Source organism: Maritimimonas sp. 2205BS37-2 (assembly GCF_056591755.1).
Window position 1 is genome coordinate 806,608 of record NZ_JBWQOI010000001.1, and the last position, 17,866, is coordinate 824,473.

19 protein-coding genes are annotated in these 17,866 nt (G+C 32.4%); 15 read left to right on the forward strand and 4 right to left on the reverse strand.

From position 1 onward, the window contains the following. The first annotated feature begins 64 nt into the window (after nt 1-64). Genes AC1EUU_RS03815 through AC1EUU_RS03830 form a run of 4 tightly spaced genes read left to right on the forward strand, consistent with a single transcriptional unit; the run spans nt 65 to nt 2,968 of the window. Nucleotides 65-349, forward strand: coding sequence for a 4a-hydroxytetrahydrobiopterin dehydratase (locus AC1EUU_RS03815; protein WP_480200047.1), 285 nt, complete (start codon nt 65-67; stop codon nt 347-349). Between the two features lie 12 nt (nt 350-361). After that, on the forward strand, nt 362-1,486 hold the full coding sequence (locus tag AC1EUU_RS03820; RefSeq protein WP_480200048.1) for a lactonase family protein: 1,125 nt from the start codon (nt 362-364) through the stop codon (nt 1,484-1,486). A 23-nt stretch (nt 1,487-1,509) separates the two neighbouring features. Next, nucleotides 1,510-2,028 (forward strand): GNAT family N-acetyltransferase, encoded by a 519-nt coding sequence (locus AC1EUU_RS03825; protein ID WP_480200049.1) that lies wholly within the window; start codon nt 1,510-1,512, stop codon nt 2,026-2,028. Nucleotides 2,029-2,080: 52 nt separating this feature from the next. After that, nucleotides 2,081-2,968, forward strand: coding sequence for an MBL fold metallo-hydrolase (locus AC1EUU_RS03830; protein ID WP_480200050.1), 888 nt, complete (start codon nt 2,081-2,083; stop codon nt 2,966-2,968). A gap of 9 nt (nt 2,969-2,977) precedes the next feature. Here AC1EUU_RS03830 and AC1EUU_RS03835 read toward each other — a convergent pair whose 3' ends face one another. Next, nucleotides 2,978-3,517, reverse strand: a complete 540-nt coding sequence (locus tag AC1EUU_RS03835; protein WP_480200051.1) for a 1-acyl-sn-glycerol-3-phosphate acyltransferase — start codon at nt 3,515-3,517, stop codon at nt 2,978-2,980. Between the two features lie 90 nt (nt 3,518-3,607). On the opposite strand from AC1EUU_RS03835, the gene AC1EUU_RS03840 reads away from it, so the two are divergent. Both AC1EUU_RS03840 and AC1EUU_RS03845 read left to right on the forward strand, forming a co-directional pair. Further along, the gene (locus AC1EUU_RS03840; protein WP_480200052.1) at nt 3,608-4,150 is read left to right on the forward strand and encodes a DsrE family protein; all 543 of its coding nucleotides are present in this window, start codon (nt 3,608-3,610) and stop codon (nt 4,148-4,150) included. Then, nucleotides 4,150-5,472 carry a DNA recombination protein RmuC gene (locus tag AC1EUU_RS03845; protein WP_480200053.1) on the forward strand — a complete coding sequence of 441 codons (1,323 nt, stop codon included), beginning with the start codon at nt 4,150-4,152 and terminating at the stop codon, nt 5,470-5,472. The genes AC1EUU_RS03840 and AC1EUU_RS03845 overlap by 1 nt, the downstream gene beginning before the upstream one ends. 184 nt (nt 5,473-5,656) lie before the next feature. Here the strand turns inward: AC1EUU_RS03845 and glyA are convergent, their stop codons facing one another. Beyond that, nucleotides 5,657-6,943: a serine hydroxymethyltransferase gene (glyA, locus tag AC1EUU_RS03850; RefSeq protein ID WP_480200054.1), complete on the reverse strand. Its 1,287-nt coding sequence runs from the start codon at nt 6,941-6,943 to the stop codon at nt 5,657-5,659. 113 nt (nt 6,944-7,056) lie between these two features. Here glyA and fahA point away from each other — a divergent pair, with 113 nt between their 5' ends. The 3 genes from fahA to AC1EUU_RS03865 all read left to right on the forward strand — a co-directional run bounded on the left by fahA (nt 7,057) and on the right by AC1EUU_RS03865 (nt 10,892). Further along, complete coding sequence (fahA, locus tag AC1EUU_RS03855) at nt 7,057-8,337, forward strand: fumarylacetoacetase (RefSeq protein WP_480200055.1); 1,281 nt, start codon at nt 7,057-7,059, stop codon at nt 8,335-8,337. A 115-nt stretch (nt 8,338-8,452) separates the two neighbouring features. Continuing rightward, nucleotides 8,453-9,625, forward strand: coding sequence for a hypothetical protein (locus AC1EUU_RS03860; protein ID WP_480200056.1), 1,173 nt, complete (start codon nt 8,453-8,455; stop codon nt 9,623-9,625). Between the two features lie 82 nt (nt 9,626-9,707). Continuing rightward, nucleotides 9,708-10,892 carry a hypothetical protein gene (locus AC1EUU_RS03865; RefSeq protein WP_480200057.1) on the forward strand — a complete coding sequence of 395 codons (1,185 nt, stop codon included), beginning with the start codon at nt 9,708-9,710 and terminating at the stop codon, nt 10,890-10,892. A gap of 9 nt (nt 10,893-10,901) precedes the next feature. Here AC1EUU_RS03865 and AC1EUU_RS03870 read toward each other — a convergent pair whose 3' ends face one another. Then, complete coding sequence (locus AC1EUU_RS03870) at nt 10,902-11,714, reverse strand: RDD family protein (RefSeq protein ID WP_480200058.1); 813 nt, start codon at nt 11,712-11,714, stop codon at nt 10,902-10,904. A gap of 21 nt (nt 11,715-11,735) precedes the next feature. On the opposite strand from AC1EUU_RS03870, the gene AC1EUU_RS03875 reads away from it, so the two are divergent. From AC1EUU_RS03875 to AC1EUU_RS03900, 6 genes are read left to right on the forward strand one after another with little or no spacing between them, the layout of a single operon-like run. Next, a complete protein-coding gene (locus AC1EUU_RS03875) occupies nt 11,736-12,701 on the forward strand; it encodes a stage II sporulation protein M (RefSeq protein WP_480200059.1) in 966 nt (321 codons plus the stop codon). Further along, the gene (locus AC1EUU_RS03880) at nt 12,701-13,465 is read left to right on the forward strand and encodes a DUF4129 domain-containing protein (protein ID WP_480200060.1); all 765 of its coding nucleotides are present in this window, start codon (nt 12,701-12,703) and stop codon (nt 13,463-13,465) included. The genes AC1EUU_RS03875 and AC1EUU_RS03880 overlap by 1 nt, the downstream gene beginning before the upstream one ends. Continuing rightward, a complete protein-coding gene (locus AC1EUU_RS03885) occupies nt 13,452-14,678 on the forward strand; it encodes a DUF4350 domain-containing protein (RefSeq protein ID WP_480200061.1) in 1,227 nt (408 codons plus the stop codon). The genes AC1EUU_RS03880 and AC1EUU_RS03885 overlap by 14 nt, the downstream gene beginning before the upstream one ends. Continuing rightward, nucleotides 14,662-15,660 (forward strand): AAA family ATPase, encoded by a 999-nt coding sequence (locus AC1EUU_RS03890; protein WP_480200062.1) that lies wholly within the window; start codon nt 14,662-14,664, stop codon nt 15,658-15,660. The genes AC1EUU_RS03885 and AC1EUU_RS03890 overlap by 17 nt, the downstream gene beginning before the upstream one ends. Before the next feature lie 5 nt (nt 15,661-15,665). Then, a complete protein-coding gene (locus AC1EUU_RS03895) occupies nt 15,666-17,000 on the forward strand; it encodes a DUF58 domain-containing protein (protein WP_480200063.1) in 1,335 nt (444 codons plus the stop codon). Between the two features lie 44 nt (nt 17,001-17,044). Beyond that, nucleotides 17,045-17,446: a DUF805 domain-containing protein gene (locus AC1EUU_RS03900; protein WP_480200064.1), complete on the forward strand. Its 402-nt coding sequence runs from the start codon at nt 17,045-17,047 to the stop codon at nt 17,444-17,446. 43 nt (nt 17,447-17,489) lie between these two features. Here AC1EUU_RS03900 and ytxJ read toward each other — a convergent pair whose 3' ends face one another. Next, the gene (gene ytxJ, locus AC1EUU_RS03905) at nt 17,490-17,864 is read right to left on the reverse strand and encodes a bacillithiol system redox-active protein YtxJ (RefSeq protein WP_480200065.1); all 375 of its coding nucleotides are present in this window, start codon (nt 17,862-17,864) and stop codon (nt 17,490-17,492) included. Between the last annotated feature and the right edge of the window lie 2 nt (nt 17,865-17,866).

Sequence of the window (17,866 nt, forward strand, 5' to 3'; positions counted from 1 at the left end):
ATATTACAAGCGAAGTATTAAATATTAATGCTTCGCTTTTTGTATTTTTATAAAAACTAAATTTATGAATAAGCTTACAGAAGGCCAAATACAAGATAAACTCCAGCAGTTTCCAGATTGGGAATATTTAAATAATGGACTAGAGACCACATTAGAATTTGAAAGTTTTAAGGATTGCTTTTCAATTATGAATCGCATTGCCTTTGAAGCAGAAAGTCAAAATCATCATCCCGAATGGTGTAATGTTTATAACAAGTTATCGATTAGATTATCTACGCACGATGCCGATGGAGTAACTGATAAGGATTTTAAGCTTTTAGAGACTATTGAAAATATAATCTCCAATTAGAATTCTCAATTTATGAAGCAATTTCTAATCATTTTAAGCATCTTACTTGTAGTGAGTTGCCACAAAAAGGAAGCACATAAACCAACAAATCAAGGCTCTGAAGAAAGCACTTCTTTTTATGTAGGCACCTATACTAATAAAGATAGTAAAGGCATCTATCAATATTCACTTTTATCAAATGGTACCTTAAAAAAAGATGGTTTAGTTGCCCAAACAAGTAACCCTTCATATTTGACTAAAGATACTTCTAATTCATTCTTGGTAGCAGTTAATGAGAATGATATAGATGGTGTTGGTTCGGTTGAATCTTACACCATAAAAAAAGATACATTATTATTTATAGATCGTAGATCTTCGGGAGGAGCGCATCCATGTCATATTTCAACAACTAAGGATGGATTTATTCTGGTATCAAATTATACCGGAGGTAATTTAGGTTTATTAAAACTAAGTGAAAAAGGAAATTTGTCTGATTTATTAGATGTTCAGCAGCATAATGGTAGAGGAACCACCGATAGACAACAAGCACCTCATGTGCATTCTTCACTGTTAAATAAAAAAATGAAAACAATTATAGCATCAGACTTAGGCACCAATGAGCTTTGGTTCTATCAACTAGATACTATAAATAAAAAACTAGTAAAAACAGCACAGAATAAACTTAAAGTAAAAATTGGTGGCGGACCAAGGCATTTTGCATTTCACCCAAATGGTCAATGGATATATGTCTTAAATGAATTAGTATCAGAAGTCCAACTTATTGAAATTGATGCAAGCGGAAAATTCACTGCAAAGGATTCTTTTTCAATACTGCCAGAATCATATACAGACTATAATACGGGAGCTGATATTCATATTTCCCCAGACGGAAAATTCTTATATGCTTCAAACAGAGGCCATAATAGCATTGCAATTTTAAAAATTGATGATAATAATGGGTTGTTAAATCTGGTAGCGCATGAAAGTACCAAAGGAGATGGCCCAAGAAATTTTTCTTTGTCGCCTGAAGGGAACTTCTTGCTTGTAGCAAATCAGCATACGGATTCGCTTATATCATTTAAACGAAATGTAGCCTCTGGCTTATTAACTTTTGTTGACGAAATTGAAGCTCCTACTCCAGTTTGTATTTTGTTCTAATCTAATTGTGATTATCTCGTTTTATGTTTGAAATATTAAATAGTGAACTTAATGATGTTAATAAAATTTTTGAGTTATATGCAATAGCCACTGCATATCAAAAGCTGAAATTTTCGGGTAACGTATGGCCAGAATTTGAAAGAGGATTGGTTGAGAAAGAAATAAATGAGAATAGACAATGGAAATTACTCATTGATGGTAATATAGCTTGTGTTTGGGCAACTGCATTTAATGACCGTGAAATTTGGGGCGAAAAAGATAAAAACCCTTCTATTTATATACATCGTATCGCAACTAACCCTAAATTTAGAGGGAAGAATTTTGTAACTATAATTGTAGACTGGGCTAAAGAATATGCAGTGTTACATAAGAAATCATTTGTAAGGCTAGACACTTGTGGAAATAATACAAAACTAATTGAACATTATAAGAATGCTGGTTTTGATTTTTTAGGAATGCATAAGATTAAAAATTTTAAAGGATTGCCAAGTCACTATCATAATGCCGATATCTGTTATTTTCAAATAGCATTAAATACCTAGTTAATTTGTAATTTTAGTTGACCGAAAACGTCTTAGACACAAACTCTATGTCATGAAAACAATCTTCACAATTTTTATTGCACTTCTATCATTTGCTATTACTGCGCAAAACCGAGAAATAACAGTTAAAAGCCATAAAGTCTCTGATAGTATATACATGCTAACCGGGTCTGGAGGAAATATTGGTATTTCTATTGGTGAAGATGGTGTATTTATGATAGATGACCAATTTGCACCCTTAACGGAAAAAATTCTTGCTGAAATAAAAACGTTAACAGATAAACCTGTAAGATTCTTAATCAATACGCATTGGCATGGTGATCATACCGGTGGTAATGAAAACATGAAAAACAATGGTACCGTTATCGTTGCTCATAAAAATGTGAGAAAACGTATGAGTACAGAGCAATTCAATTCTTTATGGAACCGGAAAACACCTCCATCTCCAAAAGCTGCATTACCGGTAGTTACCTTTGAAAAAAGTTTAAGTTTCCGTTTAAACGGTGAAGATATCTTAGTATTTCACGTACATAACGCACACACAGATGGAGATTCAATGATCTATTTTAGTGATAGTAATGTATTACATACAGGTGATGCCTATTTTCAGGGGAAATATCCTTATATAGATTTAGATGCTGGTGGATCTGTAGATGGATATATTAAAGCCATCCAATTTGCGATAAATCTTATTGATGATGACACCAAAATTATTCCGGGTCACCGAGGTATTTCAAATAAAAAAGAGCTAAAAACATATTTAATAATGCTTCAAGAAATAAAAGAAGCTGTTCTTAAAGACATAAACGCTGGTAAAACTGAAGAAGAAGTAACAAATAATGGCGCTTTAACGAAGAAATATGATGATCTTAAGTATGGTGATTGGTTTATAAAACCTGATGTAATGCGCAAGACTTTCTATAGAAGCCTAAAGAACTAATAGAGATTATTAAAAACTTAAATCTGATCTAAATCCTCTTACACCTCTATAATAAGAATAAAAATGTTCGAAGTCGGCTTCTTTATTATCGGTAACATGATAGGGTTCTGAAATTCTAATTTGTTTATTACCAAAATCTAATGTGGCCATTACTATTGGTACGTTAGCACCTTTAGCGATATAATAAAATCCTGTTTTAAATTCGGTTACTTTTTTCCTAGTGCCTTCTGGAGCTAATGCCAAAATAAATCGCTCTCTAGAATCAAAAATATCAACGATTGATTGTACTAAATTCGTGTTCTTTGAACGATCAACAGGTGCGCCTCCAAGTAACCGGAATATGAAGCCATGAGGAGGTTTAAAAAGTGAAGCCTTACCAACATAATTAATCTTTGCTCCTCTTGCATATTTCGCTAGGATACCTACCGGGAAATCAATCCAGCTGGTATGTGGCGCCGCTATAATTACATACTTATCTAGTTTTGGAAAATCGCCAATAAATTTCCAACCCCAAATGTGTATTAAAATGAGTCGAGCTAAAAACTTCATAATCCAATGATACGATTTTATCAACAAAAGGTCAAATACACGTGGATAGCTCTTAGATATTTTGTATTATTAATGTTTGAAATTCAGTATATGAAATATTTTACAACACTTATAATAATTTTCTGTTTATCAGCTTCTTATGCTCAAAATACAAAAAATAAAGCTGGCCCAATAGTTAAAGATTTTGGTAAGGTATATAAAGTTAAAAATCCTGATCTTACTCTTGAAAAAAATAAAGAATATAAGGTCATTTTTGACATTTATTCTGATACTGATAAGCCTCACAGTGTCAATCCATTAATTAATACCGTTGCGCGTTTTTTAAATATGCATGCGCAAAATGGCATTTCAGCTAAAAATATGAAAGTAGCTTTTGTATTACATGGCAAAGCTGTTAAAAATGCCTTGTCGAATAAAGTATATCTTGAAAAATACGATATTGATAACATGAACATTGCTCTTATCAAAGCACTTAAAAAGGTAGGAGTTGATATGTATGTCTGTGGGCAATCTGTTTTGGCAAGAGGTTTTCAACAAAAAGACATCTCTAAAGATGTAAAAATAGCTTTATCAGCCATGACAACCTTGGTTGACTTTCAAGAAAAAGGATATAAAGTCATAAATTTTAATTAATGCAAGATAGTTTAGTTTATATAATCATATTTATTATTGCCGGTGCTTTAGGAGCGTTATTGGGTATCTATATCAATGCACTTAGAGGAAAGGCCAAGCTTAGTGCCTTAGAAGAGCGTGATACACAATTGCAAAATGCTATCAATGCGCTCGAAGAAAAAGTAGATAAAACCGAAAAAGAACGTGAGGAGATTCGCCGAGAAAAAGATTTTCTAAATACCGAACTTACCAGAAAAAATGCCGATTATGAAAATTTACAACAACAGAACTTGCAGCGCGATAAAGAATTAGCAAAACAACAAGAGCAATTACGCAAAGATTTTGAACTATTAGCAAATAATATTTTAGAAAAAAACTCTTCAAAAATAACCGAACAAAACAAAGAAAATTTAAAAACCATTTTAAATCCGCTACAAGAAAAAATCAAAACTTTCGAAAAGAAAGTCGAAGACACACATAAAGAAAGTATAGATAGGCATGCCGCCCTACGTCAGCAAATTTTAGGATTAAAAGAACTCAATGAGCAAATGAGTAAAGAAGCCTTAAATCTTACAAAAGCTTTAAAAGGTGATAGTAAAACGCAAGGGAATTGGGGAGAATTGGTTTTAGAACGCGTTTTAGAGAAATCAGGACTAGAAAAAGACCGAGAGTACTTTATTCAGCAAAGTTTCGCAACAGAAGATGGTAAACGTGTAATGCCCGATGTAGTTATCAGTTTGCCAGATAATAAAAAGATGATTATCGACTCTAAAGTCTCTTTAACTGCTTATGAGCAGTATGTAAATGAAGATGATGAGCAAGTAAAAGAACAATTGTTAAAAGAACATATTGCATCCTTAAATCGCCATGTAACACAATTAAGTGAAAAGAAATATGAAGATATTTATGAAATAGAATCTCCAGATTTCGTCTTATTGTTTGTTCCCGTAGAACCTGCCTTTGCGATTGCAATTAATAAAGATGGCCAATTATATAATAAAGCCTTTGAAAAAAACATAGTAATTGTTACACCATCTACACTATTGGCAACGTTACGAACTATCGACACTATGTGGAATAATGAAAAGCAGCAACGAAATGCAATTGAAATTGCACGTCAAGCGGGTGCATTATACGATAAATTTGATGGCTTAATGAAAGATCTTATTGGAGTAGGTAAAAAAATTGATGCTTCAAAAACAGATTATAATGCTGCAATGAATAAGCTTTTCGAAGGAAAAGGGAATCTCATTACTAGTGTAGAAAAAATTAAAAAGTTAGGAGCAAAAGCCAAAAAGGCCTTACCCGAAAATATTATTGAACGTGCTCAAGAAGAGGATTAATTGATCTTTTTTATTCGAATAAAGTGATTGAAGAATTGATTTATTTTACGATTGCTAACACCCTAATTACATTGCTCAACATTGAGGTGAAATTTTAAGATTACATTTATTCGTTCCAAATAAGCAAAACATTAAAACCCGGCAAAAGCCGGGTTTTAATTTATCGTCTAATTTATTGTATTCACTATGCATTAACCGCAGATGCGAACAAAGGTCTGTCAGCCATCAGAGCATTCACTTTTTCAGCTACAGCTTCTAGAACAGCTTCATTTTCATAGTTATTAATTACTTCATCAATTAAATCTACTATGGTATGCATATCAGTCTCCTTTAATCCTCTTGTGGTAATAGCTGCGGTACCAATTCGTATCCCTGAAGTTACAAAAGGTGATTTATCGTCAAACGGCACCATATTTTTATTTACCGTAATTTCTGCCTTAACCAAAGCATTTTCCGCTTCCTTACCTGTAATATTTTTATTACGTAAATCAATTAACATCATATGATTATCGGTTCCACCAGAGATTAAATGATAATCTTTAGCAACAAAAGCAGCCGCCATAGCAGCAGCATTACGTTTTACCTGAATCTGATAATGTAAGAAATCATCGGTTAAAGCTTCACCAAATGCAATTGCCTTAGCAGCTATAATATGTTCTAAAGGTCCTCCTTGATTGCCTGGAAAAACAGCCATATTGAATATAGCCGACATCATTTTAGGTTTTCCACTTTTTAAAGTAATACCCCAAGGATTTTCAAAATCTTTACCCATCATAATCATTCCTCCTCTCGGGCCACGTAATGTTTTATGTGTGGTAGTCGTTACTACATGACAATGTGGTATTGGGTCACTTAATATTCCTTTAGCAATTAATCCGGCAGGGTGTGAAATATCTGCCATTAATAGAGCACCTACGCTATCGGCAATAGCACGGAAACGCTCAAAATTTATATCTCGAGAATATGCAGAAGCACCCGCTACAATTAATTGGGGTCTTTCTTCTTCAGCAATCTTCTGAATCTTATCATAGTTTAATGTGCCTGTTTCTCTCTCAACGCCATAAAAAGCTGTTTTATATAAGTTTCCTGAGAAATTAACAGGTGAACCATGTGTTAAATGACCTCCATGAGATAGGTCGAAACCCAAAATTTTATCACCCGGTTTTAATAGAGCATAATAAGCTGCAGAATTGGCTTGAGAACCAGAATGCGGTTGCACATTTACATATTCAGCTCCAAATAATGCCTTTGCACGATCAATGGCTAGTTGTTCAACTTTATCAACTACTTCACATCCTCCATAATACCGTTTACCAGGATATCCCTCAGCATATTTATTGGTTAATACAGAACCTGCCGCCTCAAGTACTTGTTCACTAACGAAGTTTTCTGATGCGATGAGCTCTAATCCATGTAATTGTCGTTCTTTTTCGTCTTGAATAAGGTCAAAAATTTGTTGATCGCGTTGCATTTTACTTATGATTTGTTATAGCAGAAAAATGATTTGTTAAATAAGTAGCCAAAAGTACTAATTTCATTTTGCAAAACAGCAGAAACATCTATATTTGAACAAAAAACATTAAAATGTTAATTACAGCAAATGACCCTAATAGAAAATCATGGTTAAATGTTGCCGATAACTCTGATTTTCCAATACAAAACATTCCATTTGGTGTCTTTATTACACGTGAAGATATCATAACAATTGGCACACGTATTGGTGATTATGCCATAGATCTTGGAGCATTGCATCAACTTGGTTACTTTAAAGATATTCCATTAACAGATGATATCTTTTTACAAGATACTTTAAATGATTTTATTGCTGACGGGCGTAAAACTTGGAGGCTCGTTAGAAATAGGATTGCTGAAATATTTGATACAACCAGTGGTGAATTGCGCGATAATCCAGAACATAAAGATAAGATCATCTTTAGAATGGATGAAATAGAAATGCAGTTACCTGTTGATGTAGGAGATTATACTGATTTCTATGCAAGTAAAGAGCACGCGACCAATGTTGGAAGTATCTTTCGTGACCCAAAAAATGCATTAATGCCAAACTGGTTACATGTACCTATTGGTTATCATGGAAGAAGTTCATCTATCATTCCTTCAGGGACTCCTGTACGCAGACCTATTGGACAATCTCGTCCTGCTGAAGGAACAAACACACCAGGTTTTGGCCCATCGAAATTATTGGATTTCGAGTTGGAAATGGCATTCATTACGACAGCATCAAACAGATTGGGAAGTAGAATCCCTATTGAAAAGGCAGAGGACTATATTTTTGGACTCGTGTTGTTCAATGACTGGAGTGCACGCGATATTCAAGCTTGGGAGTATCAGCCTTTAGGTCCGTTTTTAGGAAAAAACTTCGCATCAACTATATCTCCATGGATTGTGACTCTTGATGCTTTAGAGCCATTTAGGGTAGACAATCCAAAGCAAGACTCTATTCCACTACCCTATTTACAGCATGAAGGGAAGCATAGTTTTGATATTCATTTGCAAGTTGGGATTCAGCCTGAAAATAAAAGCGAGACTATTGTCGCGAAGTCTAACTTTAAATATATGTATTGGACAATGGCTCAGCAACTAGCTCACCATACGGTAAATGGATGTAATGTTCGTTCGGGCGATATGATGGGATCTGGTACCATTTCTGGCCCAACTCCTGATAGTTATGGTTCCATGCTAGAATTAACTTGGCGTGGAGCAAATCCTGTAAAGCTTAGCGATGGTTCTGAAAGGAAATTTATTAATGATAATGATACTGTTATACTGCATGCACATTGTGAGAACGATCAAGTTCGAATTGGGTTTGGTGAATGTACAGGAAAAGTTTTACCTGCAGAAGAATAACAGAAGTTTATAACATATTATTTACGAGTAAAATAACTTAATCTAAGCTTGAACTTTGATTTTAGCTTAAATTAGGTTATTTTCGTTTACACAGCAAACAAAACCAAAATTTCTCATGAAAAAACTGGCCTTTTACGCCATAGCCTTGTTACTCTTATGGGCTTGTGGTGGAACACAAAAAACAACATCATATCTTCAAACCGGCAATTATGTTGAAGCTTTTAATAATTCGGTTACACAATTAGCTAAAGATAAAAATGCCAAAGGTTCACAGAAACATATTCCTTTACTTAAAGAAGCATACGACAGCGCTGCTTTAACGGATTTAAACGAGATCAAATCTTTGCAAAGTCAAAATTCGCCTGAAGCCTTGAAAAAAGTATATGGTAAATATTTGAATCTCGATTTACGCCAAGATGAAGTACGTGTCTTGCAGCCCTTGTATTATGAAGGACAAGAAGTGAAATTCGACTTTAATGATTATTCAGCCGATCTCAAAAAGTCTAAAGATGCTTATTCTGCTTCATTATATAACCTCGCCTTGCAAGAATTAAAAGGTGGTACCGAAGGTGCTCGTAAAGCCTATAAACATTTAGAAGAATTAACCTATGTAAACCCTACTTACAAATCTAATTTAGATAACTTAGTGCAAAAGGCTAAAAGTCAAGGGAGTAGCTTTGTTTATGTAAAATTAAAAAACACAGTGAATACCATTCATAAAGATAGCCTGGAAGGTTTTACCAGAATTAATTCAGGAGGTTTCGATAATCCATGGGTCGTTTTTCACAATAAGTATGATCGCAAAACAAGTTATGACTACCAAGTAGACATTAACCTAAATAAACTGTCTTTCACCCCCGAAGAAACTAAAACCCAAACAGTTCCGCAAGAACGAAAAATACAGGATGGTTGGCGTTATCAGTTAGATAGTAACGGTAATGTTATGAAAGATAAAAATGGTAACGACTTAAAAGTAGCCAATTATAAAGTGGTTCGTGCCGAAGTAGTATTGTATCAGCAAAATAAAACGTCAAAATTAGATGGTGTAGTAAGCATCAAAAACTTAAAAAACAAACAAACTGTATCTAGCAATCCGATGTTTGGTGAAGCAAAATTCCAAAATACCTTTGGTAAATATCGTGGCGATCAGCGCGCAATAGAACAAAAGTATCATCAGGCCTTACAGGCCAAAGAAGTTGCTTATCCTAAAGATTACCTATTCGTAAAATATTCTATAAGTAATTTCAAGCAGAAAGTTACTGCATTATTGGGTCAACAGAAGTTCTAGATTAGTATTAAGCATTGATTTCTACAATAAGCTTTTCTATTGGTCGTTATTTTAGTTGAATAAAACCCTAACTAAACGAGCCATGAGAATAGCAACCTATTTTATTGCTTTACTATTTTTAGTATCATGTAGTACTGCACGTCAAACTCAAGAGGCAATCAATACAGGAAACTACAAGAGTGCTATAAATAAAGCAATAGCCAAATTATCTCAAAACAAGACAAGAAAAGGAAATCAAGATATTGTATTGCTATTAGAAGAAGCTTTTAAGAGAAATACAAAAAGAGAACTCGAAAATATTGATTTTTTAAAGAAAGATGGTAATCCGGCCAACTACGAAAAAATCTATAATATTTATCTAGGTTTAAATACTATTCAAGAGCGAATTAAACCCTTATTACCAATGCGTATCTACGATGAAGGAAGAAACGCTTCGTTCAAAATTAAAAATTACACAAAAGATATAGTTGCATCAAAGAACAAGCTTTCTGAATACTTATACATGAATGCATCTAGCTTGATTTCAAATGCTCAGAATAAATATGATTACAGAAAAGCATATGATGATTTTAAGTACTTGAACAATATAAACCCAAACTATAAAGACACACGAACCAAAATAGAAGAGGCTTATCAAAAAGGACTTGATTACGTAAACGTTCAAGTTTATAATGATTCTGAGATTGTAATACCACAACGTTTAGAAGATGATCTTTTAAACTTTAATACTTATGGTCTAAATAATCACTGGACTCGATTTCATACAAATCCGCAACAAAATGTTAATTACGATTTCGAAATGCAATTAAAATTCAATGCGATTAATGTAAGTCCTGAGCAATTACATACAAAACATTCTGTTAAAGAGAAGCGTATTAAAGATGGCTGGGAATATGTACTAGATGAAAATGGAAATGTTAAAAAAGATAGCCTGGGAAATGATATTAAAATAGATAAATTTAAAACTATCGTGTGTAACTTTTATGAGCACATTCAACAAAAAGAAGTAGAGATTACCGGAAATGTAAGCTATTACGATTTAGACACGCAACAGCAATTAAATTCATACCCATTAACTTCAGGATTTGTTTTTGAGTATGTATATGCAAATTATAAAGGAGATAAAAGGGCTTTAGATAATGATTTACTAAAATTAGCTTCAAAAGAGCCTATACCCTTCCCTAGCAATGAACAAATGGTATACGATAGCGGTGAAGATTTAAAGAATAGAATTAAAAATATTATTAGGAAACAAGGTTTTAATTAAACTTTTCTCTTACATATTCTGAGTGTAATAGTTATAATCTTTTAAAACTTTATCTATGAAAGCTGTATCACTACTTTCTTTAGATTTTATTCCAGTAACTTCTTCAATTTTTGAGCGTAGTTTAATAAGCGTTTTATAATTACCGTTTTTCTTTGCCAGTTTAAAGGTTTCTTTAATGATTCTAGCATCGTTATCTGAAAGCTTTATCACACTAGGATATGTTGGTTTATAAGCATCAGATAATTCTTCTAAGATAGTGTGTGAAAACTTCGTATTATCTTGTAAATAAACAACAACTGTATTTGCAGATATATCACCTAATCGCTGATTGTTTTTAGTTAATAATATAGCCGTAAAACCTACTGCCTTTCCAAAAATAAAAAGTGCATAAATAAGCCCTATGCTACTTGAAATATTTAGCGAAATAACGTAAACCAGCAATAAAGTAAATAAATTAAAGTCTACAATTCTTAAAAACCATCTTATAATATAATCTACAATAGATGGTTTAAATCCTTCAGAATTTATTACACGAATCTTCATTAATTTTTTGCCAATGGTTTGACCATTCATAAAAATTTCAAGATATAACGAATAAAAGGTCAAGGGTATCAATAAAATAACATCCAAAGCTCTTAATGACCAATAATCTTCACTATATGCTTCATTAAAGAGTGTAAAGTCAAAAAATCTAACAATTAAATATATGTATGCAAACTTAATAACATTGTCAATAATAAAAGCTAATAAGCGCTGCCCTACATTTGCAAGCTCAAAATTTACGTTTACATTTTGTGTGGTATTTATTTGGAGTGTTTTCATACATTCTATATTTTCGCTCGTATGAGGGAAGTCGCTTTTATCAAGCAAAATAAAGAAAAATGGCTCGAATTTGAGAAAGTTATTATCAACAAAGAAAAAAGGTCTCCTGATGAGCTGGCTGACCTCCATATAAAAATAATGAATGATTTAGCATACGCGCAATCATTTTACCCTAAAAGTAAAGTAGTTAAATACTTAAACAAATTGGCCAAAACCAGTTTCAGTAAAGTATATCATACCAAGCGAGAGCAAAAAAATTCTATTTTATATTTCTTTTTTGATAGCGTACCGTTATTGGCATATAAACACAGAAAGTTCATTTATGTTTCTTTCATTTTTTTCTTCCTTTGTTTTTTTGTTGGTTTAATCTCAACTTTTAACGATGAATCTTTTGCAAGGCAAATTTTAGGAAGTAATTATATTGACCAAACTCTTGAAAACATTGAGAGTGGAGATGCATTAGCGATCTACAAAAGTGGTAGTAATTGGGGTATTTTTATTGGAATTTTGGATAATAACATGCGCGTTGGCTTAAATATGTTTTTATCAGGGCTTTTCCTTGGAATTGGTACCGGATTTTATATCGTATACAATGGCGTTATGGTAGCAGTATTTCAGGCTTTTTTCTACCAACACAACACTTTTATTGATAGTTTAAAGGGTATTTGGATACATGGCACTTATGAAATTTTTGCGATGATCATAGAAGCTGCTGCTGGGTATATTATTGGAGCAAGTATTTTGTTTCCGGGATCATTAAAGCGTTTTCAATCGTTTAAAATAGGGCTTCGTGAAGCATTTATGATCTTTTTAAGCACGATACCATTCACCATTATTGCGGCTTTCTTAGAAGGGTACGTTACAAGGTATTATAATGTTATACCAACAGTCTTGTGCTTTGCCATTATTCTTTTTTGCCTAATCACTATTAGCTACTATTATCTAATATTACCATTTAAAGTAGCTAATAAACATAACCTTCGCTAATGTATAGAGTCTGTTTAATATTTTTTCTATTCATTGCCCATATAATGTTTGCTCAAGTGGTAGAAGAGACTTATGTTGACGATGATTTTACCGAAGTATACCCAACCGTTTACGGAGATACACTCACTTATAATAAAACTCAGAATTATAATACACAAAGAAATTTTGATGGTGATTTAAAGAATAAATATTCGGGCAAAGAATTTGAATATATTGACAAGCTAAAAAAGAAAGAACCAGAACCAGAGAAAAAAGCTAATAATGAATTTGATGCACAACTATTGGCACTATTCATTAGCTTCATGACGAATATTTTTCCTTATGCACTAGGTATTTTAGTGGTTTTTATTGTTTTGCGGAGCTTTATAGATACCAAATCGTCTTTTTGGAAGTTTGGAAAATCAACCAAAAAGGAAAAAGAAAAGCTGATTCATGTTGATGATGAGAATATTGATGCAAATGATTATGAAGCTCTTCTTAAAATCGCTATTAAAAATAAAGAGTATCGATTGGCCACTCGTTATTATTATTTGGCTTTACTAAAAAAGCTGTCTCAAGAAGAGTTAATTAGCTACCATCGTGATAAAACAAATACAGAATACTTATTTGAATTAAAGAATGAACAATTGCGTTCAAAATTTTCATATCTAGCTTATATTTATGATTATGTCTGGTATGGTGAATTCCCAGTCGATGAGCTTAAATTTAAGGGTATTGAATCAAATTATAAATCTTTTTTGCAGAGTAACCTTGAGAAAAATTAAATTAATAGGGCTTTTATTAATTCCAGTTTTGTTTGTGCAATGCCGGCAAACAAACTGGTATGAAAACTATCGCGAAAAAGAAAAAAGCCCTTTTGGTACTTACATTTTATTTAATGAGGCTGAAGAATTATTTAACAACAGTGAGGTTGTTTATTTAAAAGAACACATTTATGATTATTTAATTGATAAACATCCTTTTGGGGAAGATACACTTGTCAATTATGTCGTTATAAAACGAAATGCCTCTAAATTAAACGAACAGAGTATTAATGATCTCATTCGATATGTTTATGATGGTAATACGGCTTTTGTAGCTCTAAATTATTTCAGTGAAGAATTTAAAGAGTTACTAGATTTTGAAACGATCAATACTGATGAAAATGTTTTTGGGCCAATTAATTTGAAAGAATTAAAGGGTGAGTTACAGCTAAAAAATGAAAAGTTCAACAAACAGAATTTCCATTATGATAGAAACTTAAGAAGGCATTATTTTTCTTCTTACAATAAGGACAAAGCCATAGTTCTAGGTACACAAAAAGTTACTAATAAAGAGCAACCGGTTTTTATTAAAATATATCATGGAAAAGGCGCATTTTATCTTCATACGCAACCAATAGCTTTTACAAATTATTATTTGCTGAAAGATAATTATCAATATGCTGAGAATGTTTTTTCTTACTTACCAGATAACAAAGTATTATGGGATCCACAAATAAAATCAAGCCATTACTCAGAAAACAGTTCGGAAGATCGTGAATCTGTTTTTAAATTCTTTTGGCAGAACCCGCCTTTAAAGTGGTCTTTATATGTTTTCTTTTTTAGCTTATTACTCTTTATGCTATTTAATGCGAGAAGAAAACAACGCCCAATTCCCATTATTTCACCATTAAAGAATTCAACTGTTGAATTTACACATACTATTGCTAATTTGTACCTAAAAGAAAATGATCATAAAAACCTAATTGATAAAAAAATACAGCACTTTTTAGAAAAGGTACGTCGCAAATATTTAATTGACACCAATAATCTTAACGACACTTTTGTAGAGCGCTTAGCTTTAAAATCTGGCAATAGTTTGAATTCAACGAACTTTTTAATTAACACAATTATTGCTTTAAATAAAAAATATGAATGCACTCAAAACGAGCTGTATAGATTAAATAATTTAATAGAAAACTTTTTCAATCCTACCAAAAATGGAAGAAACAAATAGTGAAGAGAAAAATATAGAATTTGAGAATAGAATTGACCTATCTGAATTACAGCAAAATGTACATCTAGTAAAACAGGAGTTGCAAAAAGTAATTGTTGGTCAAAACGATATGATAGAGCTTTTAATTGTATCTATTTTATCTGATGGTCATGCTTTAATTGAAGGCGTACCAGGTGTTGCAAAAACCATGACAGCAAAATTAATCGCTAAAACTATGTCTGTAGGTTTTAGTAGAATACAATTTACTCCAGATCTTATGCCTTCAGATATCTTAGGGACTTCTGTTTTTAATGCAAAAACCTCGGATTTCGAATTTAAAAAAGGCCCCATCTTTTCAAATGTAATTTTAATTGATGAGATTAACAGAGCTCCGGCAAAGACACAAGCAGCTTTATTTGAAGTAATGGAAGAAAAACAAATAACCATTGACGGAGATACGTATAAAATGGAGGAACCATTTGTTGTTTTAGCCACACAGAACCCTATTGAGCAGGAAGGTACTTATCGTCTACCCGAAGCACAGTTAGATCGGTTTTTGTTTAAGATTGACGTAAGTTACCCATCCGATGAAGAGGAATTAGAAATTATTAAAAGAGAACAGAATCTTAAAAATCAAATAAAAACGCAAAAAATAGAAGCAGTTATCTCTGGTGCTAACATCAAAAAATATCGTGATTTAATAAGCAATGTGCAAGTTGAAGAACATTTGTTAAAATATATAACAGATATCGTCATAAACACCAGAACCAACTCTCTATTGTATTTAGGGGCTTCTCCCAGAGCCACCATAGCCATATTAAAAGCTTCTAAAGTACTAGCAGCTATGAATGGGCGTGATTTCATTACTCCCGAAGACATTAAGAAAGTAGCTGTACCTGTATTACAGCATAGAATTATTGTAACTCCCGAACGTGAAATGGAAGGACTAACAAGTAAACAGATCATTAATCAAATTATAGAATCGGTAGAAATCCCTAGATAGTTTTAATGCAAAACTTATATAAATATTTATACTTGAATAATAGACTGTTTATTGGTCTTGCCATTATCACTGTATTATTTGTGATCGGATTTTTTATTCCAGTACTATTTGAGGTATCAAAAGTGCTATTATTCATTTTGGCACTCCTAACTATAGCTGATGTTTTTTTAGTTTATTCTAGTAAGAAAGGAATTAGCATAGAGCGTCAATTGCCAGAAAAACTATCTAATGGTGATGACAATAAAATCAGCCTGTCATTAAAAAATAACTATAGGTTTTCAACAATCTCTTCGATAATCGAAGAATTACCTTACCAATTTCAAAAACGTGATTTTATATTTAAACAAAAACTAAAGTCTGAAGAGGAAAGAATGATAAATTATAACTTAAGACCTACGAAAAGAGGAACTTACAGTTTTGGAAATATTAATATATATCTAAGTTCTCCTTTACAATTGGCTACAAGAAAATATGTGCTGGGAGAAACAAAAGAAATAAAATGTTATCCATCATTTTTAAAATTACGAGAGTTTAATATCAAGGCATTTTCAAATAAAGTCAATACTATTGGTACTAAAAAAATTAGACGTATTGGTCATTCATTGGAGTTTGAGCAAATAAAGGAATATGTTTCGGGTGATGATATTCGCACATTAAATTGGAAAGCCACTGCCAAGCATAATCAATTAATGGTTAATCAATATATAGAAGAACGTTCACAGCCCATCTATTCTATAATTGATAAAGGGCGCGTAATGCAAATGAATTTTGACCAGCTTACTCTTTTGGATTATGCAATTAATGCCACCTTAGCAATAAGTAGTATTGTACTTAAAAAACAAGATAAAGCCGGAATGCTTACATTTTCTAGCAAACTAGAAGATTTAATCGTTGCCGAACAACGAAACTCGCAAATGAATCTGATTTCAGAAACTTTGCATAATATTAAAACTGATTTCTCAGAATCAGATTTTAGCCTATTGTATGCCGCAATTAAAAGAAAAATTACGCATCGCAGCTTGCTGATACTTTACACCAATTTTGAAACCATAGATGCACTTAACAGGCAACTACCCTACCTTAGAGCATTAGCGAAAAATCATTTATTATTGGTGGTGTTTTTTAAGAATACCGAGTTAGAACGTATTACAAATCAAAAAACTTCATCAATTCAAGATGTTTACGACAAAGTTGTTGCTGAAAAGTTTATGTATGAAAAAAGACAAATAGTTAATGAATTAAAGAAATATGGTATTCAATCAATTTTAACCAAACCTAAAAATTTAACAGGCGATACGATTAATAAGTATTTAACGTTAAAAGCTAGAGGATTGATCTAATCCCACAAATATACAAGCCACAATTAACCAAAAACGATCAACTTATGAACTGGTATTTAAAAGTATTAAGACAATACGCAGATTTTAGCGGAAGAGCTCGAAGAAAAGAGTATTGGATGTTTACATTAGTCAATCTTATAATCATAATTATATTAGCTGCCATTTTTGGTTTGATTGGATACTCCGTTGATTCTCCTTTTCTAGTATTCTTAGTATATATCTATGCTTTTGCCATTTTAATTCCATCGATTGCCGTTGGTGTAAGAAGATTGCATGATACCGGTAAAAGTGGATGGTGGTATTTAATAAATTTTATTCCCTATGTTGGTGGTGTTATTTTTATAATTTTTGCGGCTATGGACAGTGAACACGGCGAAAATCAATGGGGTGAAAACCCTAAAGGAATCGGAAACAATCGCGCAATCGACCAAATAGGCGTAGAATAATAACTAGAAACTTATAGAAAAACCTTGCAAAAGCAAGGTTTTTCTATGTTAATTCTACACTCATTATATCATAATGAGAGGCATGAGCAATCACTTCACTGTCTTTTAAGACAATTAGTTGAGGCGATTGGTGAATTACTCCAAATCTATTCGATATCTCATCAGAAATTTTTCTAAAACGCAACAAGTCCAAATAATAAAAATCTATTTCATCTGTATTATCTTGCCGTTCAAATTGCCTTAAAACCCCACTACTAATTCCACATCTAGTACTATGTTTAAAAATTGCCTGATATTTCGCTCTTGAATCATCAATTATCTTATCTAATTGATTTTCATCCGTTAAGGCAATCCAATTAATTGTCGGTTTTGGTCGTTCTTTTCGCTCCCCTCCAAACAAGCTTTTTAATAATCCCATTT